Source organism: Ruegeria sp. YTSA075 (assembly GCF_059610245.1).
In genome coordinates, this window is record NZ_JBXWNG010000012.1 from 35,340 (window position 1) to 58,359 (window position 23,020).

Here is a 23,020-nt window from a genome sequence, read left to right on the forward strand (position 1 = left end):
ATTACAGGGTTACTCCACTTAACCCAGAAGCTTTCCAAACATCATAAAGGTTTTAATTGGGTTGAGTTAGACTCATGTTAAGAAAGACCTGTTCCCGACATTTGGCGTCGGGAACAGAACATATGCCTATTCCAACCTATGGCTGACTCTTGTTGAAACCTGCCATGCAGGCAGCGCCCGATTTTTTAGGAGAGATCTCATGAAAACCCACGCACAGGCCGTCGTTATCGGAGGGGGCCTAGTCGGTTGTTCAATCCTTTATCACCTGGCCAAGCTCGGCTGGACAGACGTTGTTTTGTTGGAGCGGGATGAATTGACATCCGGCTCGACCTGGCATGCGGCGGCGAATATCCATGGGCTGCATGACAATAACAACGTCACGCGCATCCAGCATTATACGATGAACCTATATAAAGAGCTGGAGAAAGAGACAGGGCAAGGCTGCGGCGTATTTCAACCAGGTTCGCTATACCTGGCCCAAACCGAAGACCGGGAACATCAGCTGCGCCTGCAAGAGGCCAAAGCGCGGTTCTACGGCCTGAACTTTTATGAGATCAGCCGTGAACAGGCGAAAGAACTGCATCCGCTTGCGCAGTTCGATGATATCCGCTGCATCATGTACGAACCCGATGGCGGCAATGTAGATCCGTCCGGTGTGACCATGGCCTATGCCGCAGGCGCACGCGCTATGGGAGCCACGATTGAGCGGTTCTGCCCCGTAATAGGGACGGAACAGCAGCCCGACGGCTCTTGGATCGTGCAGACCGAAAAGGGTGACATCAACGCGCAATGGGTCGTCAATGCGGGTGGTCTTTGGGGGCGCGAGGTTGCGTCGCTGGCGGGGATCGAACTGCCGTTGCAACCGACCGAACACCAGTATTTCGTCACCGAAGCAATCGACGAAGTGGCCAATATGGGCCGCCGTCTGCCGTCGATCGCCGACCGGGACGGGGAGTACTACTTTCGACAGGAAGGCAATGGCCTGCTAATCGGGGCTTATGAGAAAGACATGCGGTTCTGGGCCGAAAACGGCACGCCACTGGATTTCGCCCACGATCTGTTCCCCGACGATCTGGACCGGATCATGGAAAACGTGATCCGCGCCACCGAACGCGTGCCGGTCGCCGCCACCGCGGGCGTCAAACGCGTCATCAACGGCCCGATGATCTGGTCGCCGGATTCCAACGCGATCTGGGGGCCGGTGCCCGAGCTACAGAACTATTTCTGCTGCACCGGCATCATCCCCGGCTTCTCGCAATCCGGCGGGCTGGGCCTGCTGGCGGCGCAATGGATGATCGAGGGTGAGCCGCAATACGACATGTTCGCCTGGGATCTGGCTCGCTTTGGCGAATGGGCCGACAAGAAGTTCACCAAGGCGCGGGTCGAGGATCAGTATTCGCACCGTTTCGCCATCCACTTCCCCAACGAAGAACGCAGCGCCGGCCGCCCCGCCCGCGTGCGCCCGGCCTATGAGATGCAAAAGGCGATGGGGTGTGTCTTTGGCCTGAACTGCGGCTGGGAACATCCGCTTTGGTTTGCCGATCAGCCAGGAACCGTCGAAACCAATGGCTTTACCCGCCAGAACTGGTGGGAGCCGGTGGGGCGCGAAGTGAAGATGCTGCGCGATGCGGTTGGCGTGATCGATATCTCGAACTTCGCCAACTACGTGATCAAGGGGCCCGGCGCCTATGACTGGCTTGATCAGCTGGTGGCCAACCGCGTCCCGACTGAGGTTGGGCGGTCCTGCCTGACCCCGCTGATCTCGGTGCGCGGCGGCGTGGCAGGCGATTTCACGATCACCAAAGTGGCAGACGATGAATACATGATGATCGGCTCGGGTATGGCCGAGCGCTATCATCAGCGCTTCTTCAACATGGTTAACCTGCCCGCAGGAACCACGCTTGAGGTCGCCACGGACCGCATCGCTGGCTTCAACGTGGCGGGCCCAAAATCGCGCGACACCCTGCAACGCTTGACGAATTCGGACCTGTCGAACGAGGTGTTCCGCTTCATGCGCTCGCAAACCATCGAGGTCGCGGGTGTCACCTGTCTGGCTATCCGCGTCAGCTTTACGGGCGATTTGGGGTGGGAGTTGCATTGCGCAGAATCCGACCAGATCAGGCTCTATACAGCGCTATTGGACGCGGCGAAAGAACATGGTGGTGGCCCGGTTGGCGGTCGCGCACTCGGGTCGCTGCGTATCGAAAAGGGCTATGGCTCTTGGGGGCGCGAGTATTCTCAGGAGTACTGGCCACAAGAGGTTGGCCTTGCGGGCCTGATCAAGCTGGACAAGGACTTCCTGCACAAAGAGGCCTATCTGTCCATCAAGGGCAACTCCGCGCGTGAGGTCCTGTCGATCTTCGAGGTTGACGCCGCAGATGCCGATGCCAGCGGTGGCGAGCCGATCTTTGCACTGGATGGCACGCCGGTGGGCCGCGTGACCTCGGGCGCGTATGGTTATTCGGTGGGGAAATCGCTGGCGATCGGCTATGCGGACCCGAAGGTGGCCAAGCCCGGCGATACGGTTGAGGTTTTCATCCTCGGCAAACCGCACAAAGCCCGGATTCTGTCAGAGCCCCCGTTTGACCCGGCAGGCCACCGGCTGCGCGATGTACAACCGGTGATGGAGGGCGTGGCGTGACCAATAGTTTCGCCCGAGTTGCAGAATTTGCGTTGACGCGGGCGGCTTCCGATATGCCCTCCAGCGCGCACGAGGCAGCGGCGCTGATGATGCTGGATACGATGGGTATCCTGATCGCCGCAGGTCCGATGGAGGCGGGCGTGATCGCGCGCGACACCGCAGCGCTGCTGTATGCCAGCTCTGATCCAGCGTTCAGCGCCCGCATGATGTTCGATGGCCGCGCGGTCAGTCTGGCAGGTGCGGCTTATGCGGTCGCGGCCCAGACCGATAATCTGGACGGCCATGATGGCTATAACCCGACCAAGGGTCATATCGGCGTCGTTGTTCTGCCCACTCTGGCAGCTTTGGCCGAACATCGACCCGAACTGTCAGGGCCCGAGGCGTTGGCAGCGGTGATCACAGGCTATGAAATTGCCGGTCGGGCCGGGATATCGCTGCATGACAGCGTCAGTGACTATCACACATCGGGCGCGTGGAATGCATTGGGCGTCGCGGCCATGGCAGCGCGCCTGCGGGCGCAAAGTGCCGAACAACTGCGGCAGGCCATGGGCATCGCCGAATACCATGGGCCCCGCAGCCAGATGATGCGCGAGATTGCAAACCCCACCATGCTGCATGACGGGTCAGGCTGGGGCGCATTGGTTGGTCTGTCCGCCGCCGTGTTGGCTGAGCGTGGGTTCACCGGGGCCCCGGCTATCACCATCGAAGCTGATGAAGCGGCATCGCATTGGTTGGATCTGGGGAGCTTCTGGCAGGTCGAGCATCAATATGTGAAACCCTATCCCATCTGCCGATGGGCGCACGCGGCCATCGATGCCACGCGGGCGGTGATGATCGAGCACAATTTGAACCCTAGCCAAATTGCGACCCTGAAGGTGAACAGCTTTCATCAGGCGGCCTGTCTGTATTCGGGTATCCCTCAGTCGACATCTCAAGCGCAGTATTCTTTGCCTTTTGCGGTGGCAGTTTATGCACTTCATGGTCGGATTGGTGTTGAGCATATCTCGGGGAGCGGCCTTTCCGATCCCGAGGTTGCCGCGTTCATGTCCCGTATTCAGGTTGCGGAAGTTGAGCGGCACACTGCGCGGTTCCCTAAGGGGCGCTGGGCCGATGTTGAGATCACCACCACGGATGGGCATGTGCTTTATTCTGGCGATACTCATGCCCGAGGCGGCCCCGAAGCGCCGTTTTCGCGATCAGACGTAATTGCGAAATACATGGAGTTTGCTGAGCCTGTCGTCGGCGTGGATCGGGCCGAGGCCATCCGCGACGCGATTTTGGGTTGGACCGATCCGCATTCGCGTTATGCTGATTTGGCTGCGCTTCTGTATGAACCACCGGCCCTATAGTCTTTTCCCAGAACTCATAGTTTAAGACCGCAACCGGTGTCGATTGACTAGTCTAATCGATCTCCACGATTTCAAGCAAAGCAGCGATTCTTGCGCGTGCTTGAACACTTTCATCCAGCAGGTTTACAGCATCTGCCAACGGTTTGTCCTCCATGCGTTCAGGCAGGTTTGCCAGCGCCTGTGTCGTCGCACTTAATTCAGCGAACTTTTCGTTCATATCCGAATTGGCCCGGCCTGGTAAATTTGCCAACCAGTAATATCTGTTTGCGGCCTGCACATCGCCGACCTCCTGCAACAAAGCTGCAGCGTTGGCAAAGTCGCGGCTGGCAATCATCGCCTCGATCCGCAAAGCATCGGCCGCCTCTGACGGGTCATCGGCCAATTCCAGAACTGCCTGATAGGGGCGACCAATCTGCAACGCGGCCTGCGCCCGTAGCAACGCCCGTTCCGCGCGCCTCGCGCGATCTTGGTGGCGGTTCGCAAGTTCCGCCGCGTGAGCGCCGAACCCCAGCTTCGTCAATCGCATGGACAGTGCAATAGCTGTATCGGTTGAAACAGCATCCTTCTGAGACTGTGAGAGAGACAGGCTTTGTCTCAAAAAAGCTAAGTCATCCGCACGTTCTGCAAGCAATTGCAGATGCCGGTCCAGCAGGGCAGGAACTTCTGCATTAACTGGCATTGTGTCGATCAGTGCAAAGGCCTGTTCGAATTCCTGTATCAGACCTAGTGCCACCACATGTGTTCGGGCCATCATAGGCCCCATATCGGTTTGGCGATATTCGATCGCATAGGCGGCGGCGAGATCCAGTTCCTGCGGCGAAACAGCCCCGCGATCGTTCCAGCGTTTTTCAATCAGACGCGCCAGGGCCAGCGGCGCCTCGGTCGAGGCTTCAGGCGCTTTGATCACTTCGGATAAGTGGCCTTCTTCTGATTGGCCATCCCCTTCGGCAGAGGCCACTTCGGCCTTGGCGTTGGAGAGTGAGGGTGATGTTTCCGATTCAACACGCTCTACCGACCGCAAAACACGCCGCGCCGCTTCAAGTTGCTCGGCGTCAACCAGAATTGAGGATAGCCGCGGGCCCAGACTGCGGCGCAGATGGTCGGGCAATCGAAAAAAGCTTTGTTCGATTGCCTCAACGCGCGCATCGGTTGTCAGTTTCCGTTCAGCCATCACAGCCCAAAGCGCGGCATCGCTGTCGCATCGCTGAAGGCCGTGAAATGGGCTGCGCTGGGAAAACGGCTGATCGTCAACGATACTTGCAATTGCCGCAACCCGTTGAGCCTCATCACTTTGCAAGCTCGAAAGGCTCAGCATTTGGAGGGCTTCCACGCCAAAACCGTAATAGGCATAAAGCTTGGACAAAGCCAAAGCGCGGTCTACGTCCAGCCTGTCGAACTCTTGAAACAGCTTTGCGCGCAGCCGTGCGACTTGGTCCAGGAAAGGCCGATCGTCTGCCCAGGTTTCAAATCCAAGCTCGACGCTTGTGAAACAGGTAGGTTTGGCTTCGATCTGCGGGAATTCAGAACCCAGCAGGGCATTGAGTTCATCAAATGCGGTCGAAAGCTCTACGTTTGAATTCAAAGCACCCGTCAAGGGTAGTGCCTGCAGCTCGGGCAGCCGTCTTGGTCCGATAGTAGCCAGATTCAGATCCAATACATCCCGATCCGCCCCTTGTAGAAGACGCGTCGATAGCTGCTCCTTGAAACTCTGCCCGCCAAGGGGCAACAAAGGCAATTCAATGGCTTCTGATGGGTTAGGGCGTGACGAAAGGTCGGGCTTGGGTGATGATCGGGGCGGGGGAATATTGGCTAGCAACGGCGGCAATATCGCGCCGGGCGCAATATCCAGAACGATCATCGAGTCGCGATAAAGAAATGCAGAAGCAACGCAGTCGCAGCCAAAATCCAGGTCCAGCCCATCCCCCGGCTGTTTCTGCGACAACGAGGCGAGGCGGTTTGTTGTCAGTCGACTGAACACGCCTCCGGTCTTGTAGGTCACATTGTCCAGATCGACGATCAAACGTGCCCCGCCTTTGCGGTGCTTAACGACCCAACCCGTGTTTGGCGGCACGTTAAACACAAGGCGTGTGTATCCGTCATGCTCACCCGAGCGGATTGTTACCTCTTGTGACGACGCCAGCGTTGCTGAGGCCATCAACGCGAATGCCAATACGACAAACCGGATCATGCGGCCGCCTGCTTAAGCTCTTTCAGGGCATCTTCCAACTCGGTGAAATCGGGGCGATTATGTGTGGGTGTGTTCTGTCGACCGACTTCAATACACATTGCAGCGTTGTGGTTGTGGAGATTGGCGACAAGCACCTCTTTTATCAGTTGGTAGAAATGGTTGTCCTCTTCCACCACGTTTTTCAACTTGCCTGCAAAAGGGCCAACCAGGCCATAGGCGAGGAAGACGCCCAGAAAAGTCCCAACCAGCGCCCCCCCGATCAGTTTACCCAACACCTCGGGCGGTTGATCAATCGAGCCCATGGTCTTAATCACTCCTAAAACCGCAGCAACGATGCCCAAGGCCGGTAGGCCGTCCGCTACGGTTTGCAATGCGTGACTTGAATGCATGGCGTGATGAAAATTCGCCTCCATCCGTTTATCCAGCACTTCTTCCACCTGATGCGGATCGTCATAGTTCATGGCGGCAGCGCGCATCGTGTCGCAGATCAGATCCACCGCCTCTTTGTCGGATTGAATCTTGGGATAAGCAGAAAACAGGCTCGAACTTTCGGGTTCTTCGATGTGTTGTTCCAACTCAACCGGGTTCGCGCGCGCAATACGGATCAATGAGAACAAAAGGCAGAGCAGGTCACGGTAATCTTCGGGCTTCCATTTTGGCCCTTTGAAAACCTTACCCATGTCCTTGATTGTGTGCTTGATGCCACCTGCATCATTGCTGATCAAAAAGGCCCCGACGGCAGCCCCGCCGATCATCATCATCTCGTATGGCAGCGATTTCAGGATGATTGTCATCTTACCGCCGGCTGCAAGGTAGCCGCCGAACACCATTACGAAAATGACGATAATTCCAACAATTCCAATCATTTGCGATCTCCAGGCATGTTCGAGGCAGGTGTGCGGTCCATGGGGTCTACTCTTGCGGTGCGGTCGCGTTGCGACCTGCCATCACAACGCTGATGGTATAGGCTGCATCCGGACTGAGACTGGCCAGTATGCTCGCCGCAGCCTCTGGCGGCATGCGTGACAGAAAGCCGGACGCAAAGGTTGGGTCCATCGTCTCAAACAACGCGGCCGCGTCTTTCGGCTTCATGTTCTGATAGACATCTGTCAGCTGGGTCAGGTCCGTTTCGGCGGCTTTGTCTGCCACGGCCAGGGTCGCACGCAGTGACTCTTCGGCCTCTTGCAAAGTGGCGAGGCGCATGTCGATGGCCTCATTGGCAATTTCCAAAGCCTTTTCCTTTTCCATCACCCTATCTTCGCGCTGTTTCACGCGTTCTTCACGGCGCAACAACTCGGCCAGAAGGCCCTCAACATCGCGCGCTTGCGTTGTTGCGTGTTTTTCTTTCGACTGCTCGACATCCGCGGATTTCGCCAGCGCTGGCCCGGCTTCCAGCCCGACACGAATAATCGCTGATCCGATCATCAACAGAGAGATGACCGTCAACACCCCCGCGCGCGGACGATTTTGCCCTTTATCCGCAGTTTTGGAACGCATCAGGTGGCCTCGTTCATGTTTCGGCCATGCCGGAAAAACATCAGCCCTTCGGGGGCTTTGGCAGGGGCCTCACTCAGTGTGTCCTCAGGCTGCGCTTCGGGCGGTTCCACGTCAGTTTCAGCAACTTCGTTCGCTACCTCAGACTTTGGTGCAGGCTCGACCAGAGGGTCCTTGATGTCGACCGTTTCGGGATCGGTCTCCTCTGCTGGAATCACGTCGTGCATCGAGGCCATCATCAGTTCCAGACGTTGCGCCACGCTTTCGGCGCGCTGAGTCAGATCCTTCAAAGACTCGCCTGACTGATCCGAAGCCGCGCGCGCATTGTCGAGGGATCTCTTCAACTCATCTGCCTGCGAGGACAGCACCGCAACAGCGCCGCCTACGCCCTTTTCAAGATCGGTAAACCGTCTGAGTCTGCGCGACAGAACAAAGCAATACAGCCCTGCACCCAGCGCGCCCGCGACCAGCAAAATATCCGCGATAAGCTCCAATTTCGCCTCCTAATTCAGTACAAATTCCATGACCAGAACATCGCGCACCCGACCTTCTCCAGTAACAATTTCAATGCGCCGCAGCAGGTGTCCTCTGATCCGGGTCAAAGCCATCGGATCTTCCAGATCCGAAACCCTGACCGCGCGCAGATAGCCGTTCAGCACATCCATGATTCGTGGTTGTATTTTTTCCACATCAGCGATGTACGGAGCGTTAACTTCGAGCTGCGCGTGAAATTTCAAGTGACGCGCCTGGCTTTCGGTCAAAGAGATGACCACGGGCGGAAGATTCACGAAACCGACATCCGCAAGCGGTTCAGCCTTGGCGTCTTTCTTATCACTTTCGGCATATGTCTCCTCGGATTTTGCGCCGAAAGGCAGCAGGCCCGATGTGGTCAAAAAATATCCACCCGCGGCGCCAGCGACGGCCAGAATCAGCCCGATCAACAGACCCTTTTTCCCCTTTTTCTCAGGCGCTTCTGCCTCTTCTGCCGTTGCGTCTGTCATGACGTCCTCATCCATTCATTGTGAATCCGTCATAACCCGTCAGGGACTAACCGATTGTTAAGGGCAATGGTCCAAACAGAGAACGCGTCGGGCAGAATGTCGGCGAGTCGGAGGTGAGCGTGCAGCAGATCGGAACTGTCTGGGCAAGTTTGGACAGGCGAAAACAAATCATCGTTGCCGGCGCAGTTGTGCTGGTGTTTCTGGGAATTTTGGGCATGTCGCGGTTGGCGTCTGCGCCGTCGATGACGCTGCTTTATGCGGGGCTGGAAAGCGGCGCAGCGGGTGATATCGTCCGTTCGCTCGATCAACGCGGCGTGCCATATGAGATTCGCGGTGGGTCTATCTATGTGCCGGGCGGGCAACGGGATGAACTGCGGATGACCCTTGCCAGCGAAGGGTTGCCAGCAAACGGCAATCGCGGGTACGAGCTGCTCGATTCGCTAAGCGGGTTTGGCACCACCTCTCAGATGTTTGATGCCGCCTATTGGCGCGCCAAAGAGGGCGAGCTTGCGCGCACGATTGTTGGCAGCCCTCATGTCAGTCAGGCGCGCGTGCATATTGCCAACGGGTCTGCAAACCCGTTTCAACCCAGCGTGGCGCCGACTGCTTCGGTTTATCTGGTGTCTAGGGGAGCTGAAATCACCGGTGATCAGGCCAAGGCGATCCGGTTTCTTGTGTCTTCGGCGGTTAGCGGTTTGGCTCCGGAAAACGTGGCGGTGATCGATTCGAAAGGTGCGGTGATCGGAGGGCAGGAAACTGCTGCGGCTGCCGAAACGGCCGATGATAAATCACGCCAGCTGCGTGAGCGTGTTTTGCGTCTGGTTGAGGCGCGTGTCGGTGCGGGCAACGCGGTTGTCGAGGTCAGCGTTGATACAGTGACCAAAACCGAATCGATCCGCGAACGGCGTTTCGACCCCAAAGGCCGCGTTGCTATCAGCACCGATGTTGAGGAACGTTCGGACAGTGCCCGCAATCAATCATCGGATGTGACGGTGGCCTCGAACTTGCCCGATGGCGATGGGGCTGGCGGCGACGAATCGAACTCGAATGCGACCCAGACACGCGAGCGGGTGAATTACGAGGTCTCAGAAACCGAGCTTGAAGTGCATACTGCTCCCGGCGCCGTCAAACGCCTGACAGTCGCTGTGTTGGTCAATGGCACACGTGTGGTCGATGCTGCTGGGGCTGAAAGCTTTGCGCCACTTCCGCAGGACGAATTGGACGCGTTGCAAGAACTTGTTGCTTCGGCAGTGGGCTTCGATGCCGAGCGCGGGGATGTGATAACCCTGAAATCGCTGGATTTACCGGTGGTTGAGCCGCAAGGCACACTGGTATCCGCATCAATGTGGCAGAACGTTCATCTGGATGCGATGTCTCTGGTTCAGATGGCGGTTCTGGCGGCGGTTTCACTGGTTTTGGCACTGTTTGTCATTCGCCCGATCCTGATGAAACCTCCGGTGATGCCTGCCTTGCTGCCGGCGAGTGGGGATCCTGAGACTGAGAACGCGCAGGTGCTGACGGGTGAGATCGCCCCTGATGGTGCGTCTGAGTTTGCGCCTTTGGCCGCGCAAGCCGACGTGCCCGCTATTGGCGTCGATCAATCGCAGGATCCGGTGGATCGTTTGCGAGCGATGATCGGCGACAAGCAAGAGGAAACGGTCGAGATTCTGCGCAGCTGGCTGGAAGAAGGTGAGGAGCGTGTCTGATGTCGATCACCCATCTTCTTGAAGATTTCACCATACTTGCCGGAGGCGGCCGGGTTCATCTGCTGAACGAAGACGCCCTGGAAGAACAGCGCCTTGCGGCCTTTGAACAAGGTTACGGCGCGGGGTGGGAGGACGCAACGCAGGCGCAGGAACAAAGTCGTGGGCAGATTTCGTCTGAACTGGGGAAATCGCTTGAGGATATGTCGTTCACCTACACCGAGGCGGTTACCCGAATGTCCTTGTCGCTGGAACCGATGTTCGACAGCCTGACCCGGCTGGTTTTGCCCGACATGATCGATCGTGGCTTTGCCGCGCAAGTGGTCGAGCAATTGACCGAGATGGCTCGCGATCAGATTGGTCAGCCCATGCACATCATGGTTCCCGAAGGCCGTGCAGCCGAGGTCGAAGCGATGTTGTCGGCACCTCTTAGTTCATCCCCAAAAGTCATTGAAGACCCCGCGTTAGAGCCGGGACAAGCCCGCCTGCAGGTGGGTATCGCTCGCAGCGAAGTGGATTGCCGTGCCATTTTGGCCTCGGTCGGTCGGGCCTTTGATGCATATCTATTTGAAGCCAGAGAGGCATTAAAAAATGAGTGACCCCCAGATCCAGAAACCCGAAAAAGCCAACCCGTTCGATGCGGTCCCGATTGAGGTCACGGTCTCGGTGGGCCGTGCCCGCCCGTTGATCCGGGATTTGCTGAACATGGGCAAAAACGCTGTTTTGACGTTGGACAAACGGATCGAAGACCCGGTGGACTTATACGTTGGCGATCAATTGGTCGCGCGCGGCCTTCTGGAAGAGATGGAAGGTGATCAGGCCGGACAACTGGCCGTGCGCCTGACGGAAATCGCAGATTTGCAGAACGGGATCGGCTGATGCGCCTTCTGATCGGGCTGGTGCTTGCCGCAGCGGTGCTGACGCCGTCGCTAGCCGTGGCGCAAGACCTGAGCCTGTCGCTGGGTGACGGAGAATCGATCTCGGCGCGCACCATCCAGTTGATCCTTTTGATCACTGTCCTAAGTCTCGCGCCTGGGCTGGCGATCATGATCACCTGTTTCCCCTTCCTGATCACGGTTTTGTCGATCCTCCGTCAAGGGATCGGATTGCAGCAATCACCACCGAATATGCTGATTGTCAGCCTGGCCCTGTTCCTCACCTATTTCATCATGGACCCAGTCTTTACCGAGGCGTGGACAGCAGGAATACGCCCCATGATCGACGAAACGATGGAGGTGGAACCTGCACTTGAGCGCGCCTTGCAACCGTTTCGCGCCTTCATGGCTGCGCGTCTGGATGTAGATACGTTTCAAGCCATGGCGGCGCTGCGGCCGGGGGGTGACGCGATGGAATTGTCGCCCGAGGCACCACTGTCTGTCCTGATGCCGTCTTTCATGCTGTCAGAAATTGCGCGGGCCTTTCAGATCGGCTTCCTGATTTTCTTGCCGTTTCTGATTATCGATTTGGTTGTCGCGGCCGTGCTGATGTCGATGGGTATGATGATGGTCCCTCCGGCCATCGTCTCGTTGCCCTTCAAGCTGGCGTTCTTTGTGATTGCCGATGGTTGGGCCCTGATCGCCAGTGCGCTTGTGCGCAGCTACATGCCCTAGACGTGTCTGGGAAATGAAGGGCCGGGCGTCAAAGATAACAAAAGGGCCGCGCTGCCCGTGGCAAAGCGGCCCCTTGGATACGAAACCGAGACTTACGCGGTCCGGTTCAGATCTTTGATCAGCTGGTTGAGGTCTCCACTTCGGGCATCCAGCATAGCGCCGATCTCGGTCCGTTCGGTCAGCAGCAGGTTCACGCCTTCGATGAACATATTGTAGAACTTGTCGCGCCCGGATTTGTTCGACACCAGAAAGGTAACCTCGAACGGGGAGGAGCCCTGCAACTTTACCCGTGTTCTGACTTCGTAACCGGCGCGGATTTTGCGAGCGTTGCGCACCTGTACTTCGCCACCGATGAACTCTCGGAACCGGCGTCCATACTTGCGCGAAATATAGCTCTGAAAGGCTTTGGTGAATTGTTTCAGCTGCGCCGGGCTGGCGGTACGCGCATCGGCGCCAAGCGCATAGCGCGCCATGATCGGAACATCGGCATATTGCACGAAAATTTTCTCGAAATCGCGCAGCATGGCGTTTTCGGATTTGCCTGACGCGATCACACGGTTGATCTCGGCCACAACACTGTTCACCAGCGCTTTGGCGCTTGCTTCGGTCTGGGCAAAGGCGGATACAGGTAGCGCAGTCAGCGCCAATCCGGTCAGGCCGGAGAAAACAAAACGACGTCGGTTCAAAGATTTACTCGGCATAGGGGTCCTCGTAAGGGTCTAGATAGGGGTCCCTGACAGGGTCGGTTCCGATTTCAGCATAGGGATCGGAGTACAAATCCAGATAGGCATCCTCATCATCGCGTGCCAGTTCAAAGCGGCGATTTTGCAAATAGATCAGTCGTGCCTGCGCATAGCTGTCGGCGCTTTCATACAGGATCGAGTCAACTGTATCCGAAAACCGCCCCCGGTCGCCCATACGGCGCACGATCTCGGCATAAACGCCAAGGTTGTCGGCGGGGCGCGTGGGGGTAAAGTTGATCGGGTTCGAGAACAGGTTGACCACAACGCCCACCGCATCGCGGGTTGTTGAGGGGCCGTAGAACGGCAGCTCGACATAGGCGCCCTCTCCAAATCCCCAGACATGTAGCGTTTCGCCGAAATCCGTATCCACGGGCGGCAGGTTCAGCTCATCAGCGGGTGCAGACAGGCCAAACCCGCCCACTGTCATGTTCACAACAAAACGCAGCAGCGCGTTGCCCATCTGTTTTGGATTGCCTTGCAGCAGATAATCGACGGCCTGACCAGGCAGCGAGATGTTTTCAGCAAAGGTGCTGAAACTGGTCACCATCGGATCGGGGACGATTTTGACATAGCCTTTTGAGGCCGGGCGGAACAAAAACCGGTCAACACCCAGGTTGAACTTGTGGATGCCGCGGTTCGTTTTTTCGTAAGGGTCGAACACTTCGCCCCGGGCCGCCTGCTCCGATGGCTGCGTGGCGCAGGCGGACAGGATCGGCAACAGGGACAGCACAACAAGGTGTTTCAGACGCAATCTGCTCAACACGGTCTTTGCTACTCCAAAGTAATCCGGCCCATGATTGCCAGATGTTAAATCGATAATAGTGCCGCGTTGGCACAAGTCTTGGTCACATAAATGTTTCAGGTCCAAATTGAAACATCCAGCATTTAGCGCGTCTGCCTGCGCGTGGTAAAGTGACATCGCTTCAACACTGCGGAATAAGAGAAGTTATGCCCAGATAAACGCCACGTTCAAAAATGCCAGTTTCCTGCTTTCCCTGTCGCGCCCAAGGGGGTAGCGTCCGCCCGAGTCAAATCAGGGATGAGGATCATCGCATGAGTATCACCGCAAAACTGGAAAGCCTGGGCGTCAGCCTGCCCGACGCCCCTGCACCTGCCGCGAACTATGTACCTTTCGTGCGCGTGGGCAATATTGTCTATATTTCGGGCCAGATTTCCAAGGCGGATGATCTGATTACCGGCAAGCTGGGCGATGACATGGATGTCGAAGCGGGCGCTGCGGCGGCAAAGGTCTGCGCCATCAACCTTCTGGCACAGGTCAAAGCGGCCTGCGGTGGTGACATTGAGAAACTGGTGCGCGTGATCAAGCTGACCGGCTTTGTGAATTCGACCGCTGATTTCACCGCGCAGCCGCAGGTGATCAATGGCGCGTCCGATTTCCTGGTCGAGGCGCTGGGCGACGCTGGGCGTCATTCCCGCTCGGCCGTCAGCGCGGCCTCTCTGCCCTTGGGCGTTGCGGTTGAAATCGAAGGCATTTTCGAGGTCCAATGACCCCGAAACTGCCAGCCGAATTTCTGCAGGCTCCGATTGCGCATCGAGCCCTGCATGACATCTCGGATCGTCGCCCGGAAAACAGCCGGGCGGCTATTCGTGCAGCGGTGGACGCCGGGTACGGGATTGAGATTGATCTGCAACTGACGTCGGACAACCGCGCCATGGTCTTTCATGACTATGATATGGCGCGTCTGACCGGACAGGCAGGTCCGATCCGGCGGATCACCTCGGCGCAAGCGGCGGATGTCCCCTTGCTGCATGGCGATGATGGTATCCCCGCTTTGGATGAGGTGCTGGCGATGGTCGCCGGAAAGGTGCCTTTGCTGATCGAACTAAAAGATCAGGATGGCGCGATGGGTACCGATATTGGCCCGCTTGAGGCGGATGCCGTGCGGGCCCTGCAGGGCTACAAGGGCCCGGTGGCGTTGATGTCCTTCAACCCCAACAGCGTGGCTGAATTGGCGCGCTTGGCGCCGCATCTGCCGCGCGGGATCGTGACCAGCTCTTATGATCCGCAGGATTGGCCTCTGTCAGACAGCATTTGTGATCATCTGCGCGGCATCCCGGATTTTGACCGGGTGGGGGCCAGCTTCATCAGCCATGAGGTTCACGACCTGCACCGCCCCCGTGTTGCCGAGCTAAAGGCACAGGGCGTTCCGATTCTGTGCTGGACAGTGCGTTCGCCCGAACAAGAGGCAAAAGCCCGCGACATTGCCGACAATGTGACCTTCGAGGGGTATTTGGCCGCCCATCCGGGTTGAACCTGCCCCGCACTGTCACAGATAAAGAACAGACGCGGAGGGTACATGGATCAGGCGCAGATCGAAGTTCAGGTGCTGAGCTCTCTGTCGCAGATTTCTGCGGCAGAGTGGGATGCCTGCGCTTGCCCCGAGGCCGAAGATGGCGGGCGCCCTCTGGATCCGTTCACCACCCATCGGTTTCTGTTGGCGCTGGAAAACAGCGGATCGGTCGGGTCAGGAACTGGCTGGCACCCGCAATACCTGACCAGCTATCTGGACGGAATGCTGATCGCCGCCGCGCCGATGTATGCCAAGTCGCACAGTCAGGGCGAATACATTTTCGACCATAGTTGGGCCCATGCTTATGAAAATGCGGGCGGGCGCTACTATCCTAAACTGCAAATTGCCGTTCCCTTCACGCCCGCAACCGGGCGGCGGTTTCTGGTGCGACCAGGTTATGAAGCGATTGGCATGTCCGCGCTGGTGCAGGGCGCGGTTCAACTGGCGGCCGACAACCAGGTCTCATCCCTGCACGCAACCTTCTGCACCGAGGATGAGGCGCTTGCGGGTGAGCAGATGGGCCTGATGCTGCGAAGCTCGCAGCAATTTCACTGGTTGAACGACGAATATGCTGATTTCGATGGGTTTCTTACGGCCTTGTCCTCGCGCAAACGCAAAAATATCCGCAAAGAACGGGCGCAGGCAAACGGGTTCGGTGGTGAGATCATCACTTTGACCGGGTCAGAGCTGCGCCCCGAACACTGGGATGCGTTCTGGCAGTTTTATCAGGATACTGGTGCACGCAAGTGGGGCTCACCCTATCTGACGCGGCAGTTCTTTGACATCGCGCAGGACACGATGGCGGATGACATGGCGCTGGTTCTGGCCGTGCGCGACGGTTATCCGGTTGCAGGGGCGCTGAACTTTATCGGGCGCGAAACGCTTTTTGGTCGGTATTGGGGCTGTGTCGAACACCACGCCTGCCTGCATTTCGAACTGTGTTACTATCGCGCGATTGATTTTGCGATTGCCCAGGGTTTGCTTCGGGTCGAGGCAGGTGCGCAGGGCGAGCACAAATTGGCGCGCGGCTATCTGCCGACGCGCACGCATAGCTTGCATTGGGTCGGTGATCCGGGTTTTGCTGATGCTGTCAAAAGATATCTGGACGCCGAAGGCCGCGCCGTAGGAGAAGAGATTGAAATCTTGACTGATTACGGACCCTTCAGAAAATCGAACCCGGAGGAACAGCAATGACCGAGCTTTTGTCGACCGAGACCCGAGGCCCCCTACTGGATCCGCTGTTTAGCAACGGTTGGACAATGGTTGAAGGCCGGGATGCTATCACCAAAACCTTTATTTTCGAAAATTTTGTTGCCGCCTTTGGTTGGATGACACAGGTGGCGATCTGGGCTGAGAAATGGAACCATCACCCGGAATGGTTCAACGTCTACCGCACGGTCGAAGTTGTGCTGTCCACTCACGATGTGGGCGGTTTGTCGTCTCTGGATGCCAAACTGGCACGCAAGATGGACAGCCTGATCTAGCCGCGATCCCCGCGCGATCCCATTCCACCAGCCAATGAGGCGGCGACGCCCATCTGTTCGAACTCGGCCGGTGTCACGGTTCCGTCACTGACATTGATGTTGCCCGGAATTCCAGTTGTGCGGTTGCCCACCTGACGCACGCTGCGCTTGGCTGGATCAATATCCAGACACTTTGTATTGTAGCAGGTCAAACCACTGGTATTGATCTGAATGCGGGCTTGGCCATCCGGCCCCGTTATGACTGGGGCTTGGGGCACATCGCATGCGCAAAGGGCGGCAAGCGCCCCAAAGGCGATCCATTTGTTCATACCACGCTCCTGTTCAGAGTTGGCCTAGTCCAGCTGGCCGTTTCCGTCCTGATCCGCAGTGGTGAAATCATTGCCCATCTGCGCGTCGTATTCTGCCCTTGAGATAAAGCTATCGTCGTTCCGGTCAACGTTTTGAAACTGTTTGATGTCCAGAAACGGCTTGGCCTCATCCAATCCCAACGTGCCGTTCTTATCCTCGTCCATCGCCTGAAACGCGTAGTCGGAAAAGGCGTTGAACTCGTCCTTGGACAGGAACCCGTCATTGTTGGCGTCAATGGCGCGCAGCTCGTTTTCGTGTAGCTCGGCCACGGTTTCCGCTTGGGCCGCACCGGTCAGTGCCACTGAAGCGATCAGAAAAAACGGTTTCATCTTCAATGTTTTCAACATGCGAACCTCTGCCCTTCGATGCCACCCGCAGCAGCGCCTGCCGCAGTCAGGATGGTTTTGCCGGAACCGCCTCCGAACTGATTGCCAATTGCACCGCCGATCAAAGCGCCGCCTAATGTGCCGCCAAGGCAGGCGATTTCGTGCTGGCGCGCGGCTTGTTGTTGCGGGGTCGGGGCCGGGCCGCAAGCGGCCAAAGCACCAGTACAAACCGCGCAGAGGGTTAAGAATCTGAGTTTCATCAATCAACTCCCGTGTTTATGCGCCAAGTATTCGCACAACGGGGCGTTGTCGCAAGTTAAATAGGGTTCATCTGGCCCCGACACAGGTCGGGGCCAGATCGGTTCAGATTGCGTCCAACAGCGCCTCGCCAGCCGAGACTTCGCAAACCCCGGGGTTTTCTTCCAGGTTCAGCGCGACCACCTTGCCGTCCTCGACCAGCATCGCATAGCGTTTGGACCGCGCGATCAAGCCTACGGGTGGTGCATCGAAATCCATGCCGAGGGCTTTGGTGAATTCCGATGTGGCATCGCCCAGCATGGTCAGCCCCGCCGCAGCCGCGCCGGTGGATTCGCCCCATGCATGCATAACAAACGGGTCGTTGACAGAAACGCAGATCACCTCGTCAACACCTTTTGCGTCGAACTGATCCTTGGTCCGGATAAAGCTGGGGACATGGGCGGTGGTGCAGGTGCCGGTATAGGCACCCGGCACCGCGAAGATCACCACTTTCCGACCTTTGGTTTTGTCGGAAATCCGCACCTCTTCCGGGCCTTCGGCACCCATTTGGGTCAACGTGGCATCGGGCAGCGTGTCACCTGTTGAAATCATTTATTACCTCCTGTCGTTTGGATTTGCAGAGTCGGGCTTTGCCGCAATATAGGTGGTCGCGTGGATGAGACCACGGTAATTCGACAGGGTGGGAGGAACATGAGCCATATTGTCGTGATCGGTGCCGGACAAGCGGGCGCTTCGCTTGTCGCGCGGCTGCGCAAAGACGGGTTCGAAGGGGACATCACCCTGATCGGGGCTGAACCGCATCTGCCCTACCAGCGCCCGCCCTTGTCCAAGGCTTATCTGCTGGGTGAAATGGAATTGGAGCGCCTTTTCCTGCGACCCGTGAGCTTCTATGCCGAAAACAACATCACTCTGCGCCTGGGGCAGCGTGTCACCGCAATTGATCCGCAGGCCAAGACGGTGACGGTTGGCGATGATGCCATTTCCTACGACGAACTGGCGCTGACTACTGGATCGGACCCGCGCTATCTTCCCGCCGCGATCGGAGGTGATCTGCAGGGCGTACATGTGGTACGCGATCTGGCGCATATCGATGAGATGGAGCCCCGTGTCACTGAAGGCGCACGCGCGTTGATCGTGGGTGGCGGCTATATCGGGCTTGAAGCCGCGGCCGTCTGTGCCAAGCGGGGGGTCAAAGTGACCTTGGTCGAAATGGCCGAGCGTATCTTGCAACGTGTCGCTGCGAAGGAAACCAGCGATTACTTCCGTGCGCTGCACAGCGAATACGGTGCGGATATCCGCGAAGGCGTTGGGTTGGATCGGCTGATCGGTGACAGCGGCAGAGTGGTCGGCGCCGTTTTGACGGACGGGTCCGAGATCGAGGTAGATTTCGTGGTTGTCGGTGTTGGCATCGCACCATCGACGCAACTGGCCGAGATGGCGGGGCTGGAACTGGACAACGGCATTAAAACCGACGCCCACGGCCGTACCTCTGACCCATCGATCTGGGCGGCAGGCGATTGTGCATCCTTCCCGCATGGCGAAGGGCGTATTCGTCTTGAAAGCGTCCCAAACGCTATCGACCAGGCCGAGACCGTGGCTCAGAACATGCTGGGTGCCGCCAAGGACTACACCGCAACGCCGTGGTTCTGGTCAGATCAATATGACGTCAAACTGCAAATCGCTGGGCTGAACACGGGGTATGACCGGGTTGTGACCCGCAAAGGCGAGGGCGCGACGGTGTCGTTCTGGTACTATAAGGGCGATCAGTTAATCGCGGTCGACGCAATGAACGACCCTCGCGCCTATATGGTTGGCAAACGCCTGATCGATGCAGGCAAGACAGCGGATCCATCGGTGGTCGCAGACCCGGAAGCGGACCTGAAACCGCTGCTCAAAGCGTGAGGATCATCGCCGGAGACTTCCGGGGCCGCGCCTTGGCCTCCGTCGGCAGGGGCGATGCGGGCGCGCATCTGCGCCCCACCACTGACCGGGTGCGTGAAAGCCTGTTCAACGTCCTGATGCATCAGATCGACTTCGACGGTCTGCGCGTGTTGGACCTGTTTGCAGGCACCGGCGCACTGGGGCTTGAGGCGCTGTCGCGCGGCGCGTCCCATGTCACGTTTGTCGATGACGGTCGGGTTGCGCAGGGTTTGATCCGCAAGAATATCGAGCTGACGGGCAGCCGGACGCAGAGTGATCTGATCCGGCGCGATGCAACCCGCCTTGGTGACAATCCCGGCGCGCCATATGACCTTGTCTTTCTTGACCCGCCCTATGGCAAATCCCTGGGCCAGAAGGCATTAGCCATGGCGGGGCAGGGCGGATGGCTCGCCACCGATGCCCTGATTGTCTGGGAAGAGAGTGCCTCGATGCCTGCGCCCGAAGGGTTCGATCTGCGCGACCAGCGAAAATATGGCGACACGCATATCTCACTGATGTGGCGCACAGAGGGCTAAGATGCACGATCTGGTAATCTTCGATTGCGATGGCGTTCTGGTCGATAGCGAGCCACTGATGAACCAGGTGATGATCGATAGTCTGGCCCAGTATGGCCTGCACCTGACCATGGCCGAGTGTATGGATACGTTCGTCGGCACCACCATGGCCCGCGCGCAGGAGATCGCGGGCGAAATGGGCGCCGCCCTGCTCGGCGACTGGATCGATGAAGTCTACGCAGAAACCTATGCCCGGCTGCGCAACGGTGTGCCGCTGGTCAAAGGCATACCCGAATTGCTGACAATCCTGGACACGCAAGGCCTGCCGTTCTGCGTCGCTTCAAATGGCCATGTCGAGAAGATGAAGATCACGCTGGGCCAGCATGGTCTTTGGGACCGGTTTCAGAATGTGATGTTCTCGGCCTATACAATCGGCGTTGGAAAACCGGACCCGACCATGTTTCGCACCGCTGCCGCGCAGTTTGGGGCCAAATCTCCGGTTGTGATCGAAGACAGCGCCAGCGGTGTGACCGCAGCCATCCGCGCCGATATGCGTTGTTTGGCTTACGCACCACATGGGGGTGGCGCGAGCCTTGCAGAGCTTGGGGCGGAGGTCTTTGAGGATATGGCAGCAGTTCCCGATCTTTTGGGGATTTGATCGAACCGTGCTATCGTCGGCGCTATGGACCGCGCCTTATCCCTGCCAATCTGGAGCATTGCGCCAGATACCGATACAGCGACAAACCCGCCGCCAAAGCCACGGAATGCGCCGGTGTTGATCCATGATGCTGTCACGCCATGGGGGGCAGAGACGATGTTGCTGAAGCTTCTGCGCGAACAGGCCGCCGATCAGGACGAGTAGGTCGGGTGATACTTCCCGCCAGGTGACAGGGTGAAAATCTCAACCCCATCTGCCGTGACACCTACTGAATGCTCAAACTGCGCGGACAAGGATTTGTCGCGGGTTACGGCGGTCCAGTCATCGGCCAGCGTTTTGGTTTCGGGACGTCCCAGATTGACCATTGGTTCAATGGTGAAGAACATGCCCTCTTCCAGCACCGCGCCGGTTCCCGGACGGCCGTAATGCAGAACGTTCGGCGGTGCGTGGAACACTCGGCCCAGACCGTGGCCGCAAAAATCGCGGACAACGCTCATCCGGTGCGCCTCAACATAGGCCTGAATGGCGTGGCCGATATCACCGAACGTGTTGCCGGGCTTGACCATCTCGATGCCCTTGAACAGCGCGTCATGGGTGACCTGGATCAGGCGCTCGGCTTTGCGAGGCAGTTTTCCCGCCACGTACATGCGCGAGGTGTCACCGAACCAACCATCGACAACGACGGTCACGTCGATATTCAGGATATCGCCCTCTTTCAGCTTCTTGTCGCCGGGGATGCCATGGCACACGACGTGGTTCACGCTGATACAGCTGGCGTGCTGATAGCCTTTGTAGCCGATGGTCGCCGAGGTCGCGCCTGCATCCTCGACCATCTGCGTGATCAGCCCATCAATCGCGCCGGTTGTCTGACCGGGAAACACATGCTCGGCAATGTCATCGAGTATCCGCGCAGCCAAGGCCCCTGCCGCATGCATGCCAGCAAAGTCACCCTGTTCATATATGCGAATGCCGTCCTTCGTCATACGGCCGCGATGCTCTTTCATCGACGCTCAGCTCCAAATATGTCGCGCAGCACTTTATTTACGCTGCTTGTGCAGAAAGTTCCAGAGGGCGTGGGGCTGAGATCCCCAAATTGGCGGGTGTGTCGCAGTGTTCAAGTATCGCCAGCAAGGGCGTATTGCCTTAAATTTCTTTCACGAAGTAGTGCATATGCGGGCGCAGCATAGGTTGGTCTTTGTAGGTTGTCGTCTCAATTGGTTCATCCAGTTCTACAAAGCCCAGTTTTGGATAAAGGCTGCGCATTTCGACATTGGGCGTCAGCGTATCGGCGACCAATCGTGTCAGACCCATCGCGCGCGCGGCCGTTTCTCGGGCTTCGATCAGTGCTTTTCCGGTGCCTGTTCCTCTTGCGCCCTCAACAACAAAGACTCTCTTGAGTTCACCAGTCTGGTCATCAAGCCGTTTCAGCATGCCACATCCGATGATTTCACCGGCGGCATCTCGCGCCACAACGATGCAGCCGTCCGGAGGCAGATAATCGTTCGAATTGGCCCAGAATTCGGCCATTGCGCTTTCGGGTGCGGTTGGGTCTATGTCGAAACCCATTTCCTGCATTCGTTGGACGATGAGGCCATAATACTGCGATAAAATGCTGTTGAATGCGTCCTTTTCCGGTAACTCGGTACAGGTTTCAATCGATACTTCTACCATCAGGGGGCTCCTAGCTGGCCGTACTGGCTTTTGCCGCGAACAGGTTTCACCGACATCCTGCGATCATATCTTGGTTTCAGATCCGATGCAGGCATTTGTATCAACCCAAACGCCCTCGGGCGTTATCCGAGTGCCATAGGCCAACCGTTCCACTCCTTTCACCTGTGCAGCCTTAAACGCCGCCGCATAGGCTGGATCGATGTCTGCGGCCAGCGCGAAGCGTTCGCAATCGGTGCGCTGCACCAGATACAGCATGATCGCCCGGTGCCCTTGCTCGACCATCGCGGCCAACTCGCCCAGATGTTTGGTGCCGCGTGCGGTGACGCTGTCGGGGAACTCGGCCAGCCCGGGTTCACGAGACAGGGTGACGCTTTTGACCTCGACATAAGCATCGGGCAGGCCGGGACCGGATAGCAGGAAATCGATGCGGCTGTTCTGGCCGTATTTCACCTCGGCCCGGACGCTATCATAGGCGGCCAGTTCGGGAATCTCACCCGACTGCAACACCAGACGCAGGGCTTTGTTGGGCACGGATGTATCGACCCCGGTGAAATGTCCGTTCTCATGGTCAACCAGCCGCCAACCGTATTTCAGCTTTTTCTTTGGATCGTCATTCGGTTCCAGCCAGATTTTCTGCCCAGGTTCCGCCAGCCCCAACATCGAACCAGGATTGGCGCAATGGGCGGTGATCTGGCTGCCGTCCTCCAGTGTGCAATCGGCCAGAAAGCGTTTGTAACGGCGGATCAGGCGGGCGGGGACAAGAGGGGTTTCAAATCGCATAGCCTAGGGCCTATACCTG

General features: G+C 57.8%; 28 protein-coding genes. 14 read left to right on the forward strand and 14 right to left on the reverse strand.

The features are described from left to right. The first annotated feature begins 199 nt into the window (after positions 1-199). Positions 200-2,641, forward strand: coding sequence for a GcvT family protein (locus AC2FGE_RS17535; protein ID WP_496820549.1), 2,442 nt, complete (start codon positions 200-202; stop codon positions 2,639-2,641). Continuing rightward, positions 2,638-3,990, forward strand: a complete 1,353-nt coding sequence (locus AC2FGE_RS17540) for an MmgE/PrpD family protein (protein WP_496820550.1) — start codon at positions 2,638-2,640, stop codon at positions 3,988-3,990. The genes AC2FGE_RS17535 and AC2FGE_RS17540 overlap by 4 nt, the downstream gene beginning before the upstream one ends. A 52-nt stretch (positions 3,991-4,042) precedes the next feature. On the opposite strand, the gene AC2FGE_RS17545 is transcribed toward AC2FGE_RS17540, so the two are convergent. Genes AC2FGE_RS17545 through AC2FGE_RS17565 form a run of 5 tightly spaced genes read right to left on the reverse strand, consistent with a single transcriptional unit; the run spans position 4,043 to position 8,673 of the window. Further along, positions 4,043-6,178: a hypothetical protein gene (locus tag AC2FGE_RS17545; protein ID WP_496820551.1), complete on the reverse strand. Its 2,136-nt coding sequence runs from the start codon at positions 6,176-6,178 to the stop codon at positions 4,043-4,045. Further along, positions 6,175-7,044, reverse strand: coding sequence for a flagellar motor stator protein MotA (motA, locus tag AC2FGE_RS17550; protein WP_496820552.1), 870 nt, complete (start codon positions 7,042-7,044; stop codon positions 6,175-6,177). Before motA ends, AC2FGE_RS17545 begins: the two co-directional genes overlap by 4 nt. A gap of 46 nt (positions 7,045-7,090) precedes the next feature. Beyond that, positions 7,091-7,675, reverse strand: coding sequence for a MotE family protein (locus AC2FGE_RS17555; RefSeq protein WP_496820553.1), 585 nt, complete (start codon positions 7,673-7,675; stop codon positions 7,091-7,093). Beyond that, the gene (locus AC2FGE_RS17560; RefSeq protein WP_496820555.1) at positions 7,675-8,166 is read right to left on the reverse strand and encodes a hypothetical protein; all 492 of its coding nucleotides are present in this window, start codon (positions 8,164-8,166) and stop codon (positions 7,675-7,677) included. Before AC2FGE_RS17560 ends, AC2FGE_RS17555 begins: the two co-directional genes overlap by 1 nt. A gap of 9 nt (positions 8,167-8,175) precedes the next feature. Further along, complete coding sequence (locus AC2FGE_RS17565) at positions 8,176-8,673, reverse strand: flagellar basal body-associated FliL family protein (protein WP_496820556.1); 498 nt, start codon at positions 8,671-8,673, stop codon at positions 8,176-8,178. A 119-nt stretch (positions 8,674-8,792) separates the two neighbouring features. Here AC2FGE_RS17565 and fliF point away from each other — a divergent pair, with 119 nt between their 5' ends. From fliF to fliP, 4 genes are read left to right on the forward strand one after another with little or no spacing between them, the layout of a single operon-like run. After that, positions 8,793-10,379, forward strand: coding sequence for a flagellar basal-body MS-ring/collar protein FliF (gene fliF / locus AC2FGE_RS17570; RefSeq protein ID WP_496820557.1), 1,587 nt, complete (start codon positions 8,793-8,795; stop codon positions 10,377-10,379). After that, positions 10,379-10,975, forward strand: a complete 597-nt coding sequence (locus AC2FGE_RS17575; RefSeq protein ID WP_496820559.1) for a FliH/SctL family protein — start codon at positions 10,379-10,381, stop codon at positions 10,973-10,975. Before fliF ends, AC2FGE_RS17575 begins: the two co-directional genes overlap by 1 nt. Further along, entirely contained in the window at positions 10,968-11,255 is a 288-nt protein-coding gene (locus tag AC2FGE_RS17580; RefSeq protein ID WP_496820560.1) for a FliM/FliN family flagellar motor switch protein, read from the forward strand. The genes AC2FGE_RS17575 and AC2FGE_RS17580 overlap by 8 nt, the downstream gene beginning before the upstream one ends. Then, positions 11,255-11,986 carry a flagellar type III secretion system pore protein FliP gene (gene fliP, locus AC2FGE_RS17585; RefSeq protein ID WP_496820561.1) on the forward strand — a complete coding sequence of 244 codons (732 nt, stop codon included), beginning with the start codon at positions 11,255-11,257 and terminating at the stop codon, positions 11,984-11,986. Before AC2FGE_RS17580 ends, fliP begins: the two co-directional genes overlap by 1 nt. 92 nt (positions 11,987-12,078) lie before the next feature. Here the strand turns inward: fliP and AC2FGE_RS17590 are convergent, their stop codons facing one another. Further along, positions 12,079-12,687, reverse strand: a complete 609-nt coding sequence (locus AC2FGE_RS17590) for an MlaC/ttg2D family ABC transporter substrate-binding protein (protein ID WP_496820562.1) — start codon at positions 12,685-12,687, stop codon at positions 12,079-12,081. After that, complete coding sequence (locus AC2FGE_RS17595) at positions 12,677-13,492, reverse strand: MlaA family lipoprotein (protein ID WP_480551044.1); 816 nt, start codon at positions 13,490-13,492, stop codon at positions 12,677-12,679. Before AC2FGE_RS17595 ends, AC2FGE_RS17590 begins: the two co-directional genes overlap by 11 nt. A 290-nt stretch (positions 13,493-13,782) precedes the next feature. Between AC2FGE_RS17595 and AC2FGE_RS17600 the strand changes: the two genes are divergently transcribed. From AC2FGE_RS17600 to AC2FGE_RS17615, 4 genes are read left to right on the forward strand one after another with little or no spacing between them, the layout of a single operon-like run. After that, the gene (locus tag AC2FGE_RS17600) at positions 13,783-14,238 is read left to right on the forward strand and encodes a RidA family protein (RefSeq protein WP_170533863.1); all 456 of its coding nucleotides are present in this window, start codon (positions 13,783-13,785) and stop codon (positions 14,236-14,238) included. Then, positions 14,235-15,002 (forward strand): glycerophosphodiester phosphodiesterase family protein, encoded by a 768-nt coding sequence (locus AC2FGE_RS17605; protein ID WP_496820564.1) that lies wholly within the window; start codon positions 14,235-14,237, stop codon positions 15,000-15,002. The genes AC2FGE_RS17600 and AC2FGE_RS17605 overlap by 4 nt, the downstream gene beginning before the upstream one ends. Positions 15,003-15,047: 45 nt before the next feature. Beyond that, positions 15,048-16,235: a GNAT family N-acetyltransferase gene (locus AC2FGE_RS17610; RefSeq protein ID WP_496820565.1), complete on the forward strand. Its 1,188-nt coding sequence runs from the start codon at positions 15,048-15,050 to the stop codon at positions 16,233-16,235. Further along, positions 16,232-16,525: a 4a-hydroxytetrahydrobiopterin dehydratase gene (locus AC2FGE_RS17615; protein WP_496820566.1), complete on the forward strand. Its 294-nt coding sequence runs from the start codon at positions 16,232-16,234 to the stop codon at positions 16,523-16,525. Before AC2FGE_RS17610 ends, AC2FGE_RS17615 begins: the two co-directional genes overlap by 4 nt. Here AC2FGE_RS17615 and AC2FGE_RS17620 read toward each other — a convergent pair. The 4 genes from AC2FGE_RS17620 to AC2FGE_RS17635 all read right to left on the reverse strand — a co-directional run bounded on the left by AC2FGE_RS17620 (position 16,522) and on the right by AC2FGE_RS17635 (position 18,048). Beyond that, positions 16,522-16,833, reverse strand: coding sequence for a hypothetical protein (locus AC2FGE_RS17620; protein WP_496820568.1), 312 nt, complete (start codon positions 16,831-16,833; stop codon positions 16,522-16,524). The two genes, AC2FGE_RS17615 and AC2FGE_RS17620, sit on opposite strands and share 4 nt — an antisense overlap. Positions 16,834-16,857: 24 nt before the next feature. Continuing rightward, positions 16,858-17,202, reverse strand: a complete 345-nt coding sequence (locus AC2FGE_RS17625; RefSeq protein WP_496820570.1) for an EF-hand domain-containing protein — start codon at positions 17,200-17,202, stop codon at positions 16,858-16,860. An 11-nt stretch (positions 17,203-17,213) separates the two neighbouring features. Beyond that, positions 17,214-17,459: a glycine zipper 2TM domain-containing protein gene (locus AC2FGE_RS17630; protein WP_496820571.1), complete on the reverse strand. Its 246-nt coding sequence runs from the start codon at positions 17,457-17,459 to the stop codon at positions 17,214-17,216. A gap of 103 nt (positions 17,460-17,562) precedes the next feature. Beyond that, entirely contained in the window at positions 17,563-18,048 is a 486-nt protein-coding gene (locus AC2FGE_RS17635) for a peroxiredoxin (RefSeq protein WP_496820572.1), read from the reverse strand. A 99-nt stretch (positions 18,049-18,147) separates the two neighbouring features. Here AC2FGE_RS17635 and AC2FGE_RS17640 point away from each other — a divergent pair, with 99 nt between their 5' ends. Genes AC2FGE_RS17640 through AC2FGE_RS17655 form a run of 4 tightly spaced genes read left to right on the forward strand, consistent with a single transcriptional unit; the run spans position 18,148 to position 20,754 of the window. After that, on the forward strand, positions 18,148-19,359 hold the full coding sequence (locus AC2FGE_RS17640; RefSeq protein WP_496820573.1) for an NAD(P)/FAD-dependent oxidoreductase: 1,212 nt from the start codon (positions 18,148-18,150) through the stop codon (positions 19,357-19,359). Then, positions 19,356-19,913 (forward strand): 16S rRNA (guanine(966)-N(2))-methyltransferase RsmD, encoded by a 558-nt coding sequence (gene rsmD / locus AC2FGE_RS17645; protein ID WP_496820574.1) that lies wholly within the window; start codon positions 19,356-19,358, stop codon positions 19,911-19,913. Before AC2FGE_RS17640 ends, rsmD begins: the two co-directional genes overlap by 4 nt. Before the next feature lies 1 nt (position 19,914). Continuing rightward, on the forward strand, positions 19,915-20,550 hold the full coding sequence (locus tag AC2FGE_RS17650; protein ID WP_496820575.1) for an HAD family hydrolase: 636 nt from the start codon (positions 19,915-19,917) through the stop codon (positions 20,548-20,550). 24 nt (positions 20,551-20,574) lie between these two features. Further along, positions 20,575-20,754, forward strand: coding sequence for a hypothetical protein (locus AC2FGE_RS17655; RefSeq protein WP_496820577.1), 180 nt, complete (start codon positions 20,575-20,577; stop codon positions 20,752-20,754). On the opposite strand, the gene map is transcribed toward AC2FGE_RS17655, so the two are convergent. From map to sfsA, 3 genes are all read right to left on the reverse strand, one after another. Next, the gene (map, locus tag AC2FGE_RS17660) at positions 20,742-21,554 is read right to left on the reverse strand and encodes a type I methionyl aminopeptidase (RefSeq protein ID WP_496820579.1); all 813 of its coding nucleotides are present in this window, start codon (positions 21,552-21,554) and stop codon (positions 20,742-20,744) included. The two genes, AC2FGE_RS17655 and map, sit on opposite strands and share 13 nt — an antisense overlap. Before the next feature lie 139 nt (positions 21,555-21,693). Then, positions 21,694-22,221, reverse strand: a complete 528-nt coding sequence (locus tag AC2FGE_RS17665) for a GNAT family N-acetyltransferase (RefSeq protein ID WP_496820581.1) — start codon at positions 22,219-22,221, stop codon at positions 21,694-21,696. A gap of 63 nt (positions 22,222-22,284) precedes the next feature. Continuing rightward, positions 22,285-23,001: a DNA/RNA nuclease SfsA gene (gene sfsA / locus AC2FGE_RS17670; RefSeq protein WP_496820582.1), complete on the reverse strand. Its 717-nt coding sequence runs from the start codon at positions 22,999-23,001 to the stop codon at positions 22,285-22,287. Between the last annotated feature and the right edge of the window lie 19 nt (positions 23,002-23,020).

What these genes read in the sequence shown, in the direction of transcription:
- AC2FGE_RS17545 (WP_496820551.1), bottom strand. Translation starts at nt 6,178, where the DNA reads ATGATCCGGTTTGTCGTATTGGCATTCGCGTTGATGGCCTCAGCAACG.
- AC2FGE_RS17615 (WP_496820566.1), top strand. Translation starts at nt 16,232, where the DNA reads ATGACCGAGCTTTTGTCGACCGAGACCCGAGGCCCCCTACTGGATCCG.
- map (WP_496820579.1), bottom strand. Translation starts at nt 21,554, where the DNA reads ATGAAAGAGCATCGCGGCCGTATGACGAAGGACGGCATTCGCATATAT.
- AC2FGE_RS17565 (WP_496820556.1), bottom strand. Translation starts at nt 8,673, where the DNA reads ATGACAGACGCAACGGCAGAAGAGGCAGAAGCGCCTGAGAAAAAGGGG.
- AC2FGE_RS17600 (WP_170533863.1), top strand. Translation starts at nt 13,783, where the DNA reads ATGAGTATCACCGCAAAACTGGAAAGCCTGGGCGTCAGCCTGCCCGAC.
- AC2FGE_RS17590 (WP_496820562.1), bottom strand. Translation starts at nt 12,687, where the DNA reads ATGCCGAGTAAATCTTTGAACCGACGTCGTTTTGTTTTCTCCGGCCTG.
- fliP (WP_496820561.1), top strand. Translation starts at nt 11,255, where the DNA reads ATGCGCCTTCTGATCGGGCTGGTGCTTGCCGCAGCGGTGCTGACGCCG.
- AC2FGE_RS17655 (WP_496820577.1), top strand. Translation starts at nt 20,575, where the DNA reads ATGGACCGCGCCTTATCCCTGCCAATCTGGAGCATTGCGCCAGATACC.
- AC2FGE_RS17625 (WP_496820570.1), bottom strand. Translation starts at nt 17,202, where the DNA reads ATGAAACCGTTTTTTCTGATCGCTTCAGTGGCACTGACCGGTGCGGCC.
- AC2FGE_RS17665 (WP_496820581.1), bottom strand. Translation starts at nt 22,221, where the DNA reads ATGGTAGAAGTATCGATTGAAACCTGTACCGAGTTACCGGAAAAGGAC.
- AC2FGE_RS17535 (WP_496820549.1), top strand. Translation starts at nt 200, where the DNA reads ATGAAAACCCACGCACAGGCCGTCGTTATCGGAGGGGGCCTAGTCGGT.
- motA (WP_496820552.1), bottom strand. Translation starts at nt 7,044, where the DNA reads ATGATTGGAATTGTTGGAATTATCGTCATTTTCGTAATGGTGTTCGGC.
- AC2FGE_RS17580 (WP_496820560.1), top strand. Translation starts at nt 10,968, where the DNA reads ATGAGTGACCCCCAGATCCAGAAACCCGAAAAAGCCAACCCGTTCGAT.
- AC2FGE_RS17555 (WP_496820553.1), bottom strand. Translation starts at nt 7,675, where the DNA reads ATGCGTTCCAAAACTGCGGATAAAGGGCAAAATCGTCCGCGCGCGGGG.
- AC2FGE_RS17610 (WP_496820565.1), top strand. Translation starts at nt 15,048, where the DNA reads ATGGATCAGGCGCAGATCGAAGTTCAGGTGCTGAGCTCTCTGTCGCAG.
- AC2FGE_RS17650 (WP_496820575.1), top strand. Translation starts at nt 19,915, where the DNA reads ATGCACGATCTGGTAATCTTCGATTGCGATGGCGTTCTGGTCGATAGC.
- AC2FGE_RS17635 (WP_496820572.1), bottom strand. Translation starts at nt 18,048, where the DNA reads ATGATTTCAACAGGTGACACGCTGCCCGATGCCACGTTGACCCAAATG.
- AC2FGE_RS17630 (WP_496820571.1), bottom strand. Translation starts at nt 17,459, where the DNA reads ATGAAACTCAGATTCTTAACCCTCTGCGCGGTTTGTACTGGTGCTTTG.
- AC2FGE_RS17605 (WP_496820564.1), top strand. Translation starts at nt 14,235, where the DNA reads ATGACCCCGAAACTGCCAGCCGAATTTCTGCAGGCTCCGATTGCGCAT.
- sfsA (WP_496820582.1), bottom strand. Translation starts at nt 23,001, where the DNA reads ATGCGATTTGAAACCCCTCTTGTCCCCGCCCGCCTGATCCGCCGTTAC.
- AC2FGE_RS17620 (WP_496820568.1), bottom strand. Translation starts at nt 16,833, where the DNA reads ATGAACAAATGGATCGCCTTTGGGGCGCTTGCCGCCCTTTGCGCATGC.
- AC2FGE_RS17575 (WP_496820559.1), top strand. Translation starts at nt 10,379, where the DNA reads ATGTCGATCACCCATCTTCTTGAAGATTTCACCATACTTGCCGGAGGC.
- AC2FGE_RS17640 (WP_496820573.1), top strand. Translation starts at nt 18,148, where the DNA reads ATGAGCCATATTGTCGTGATCGGTGCCGGACAAGCGGGCGCTTCGCTT.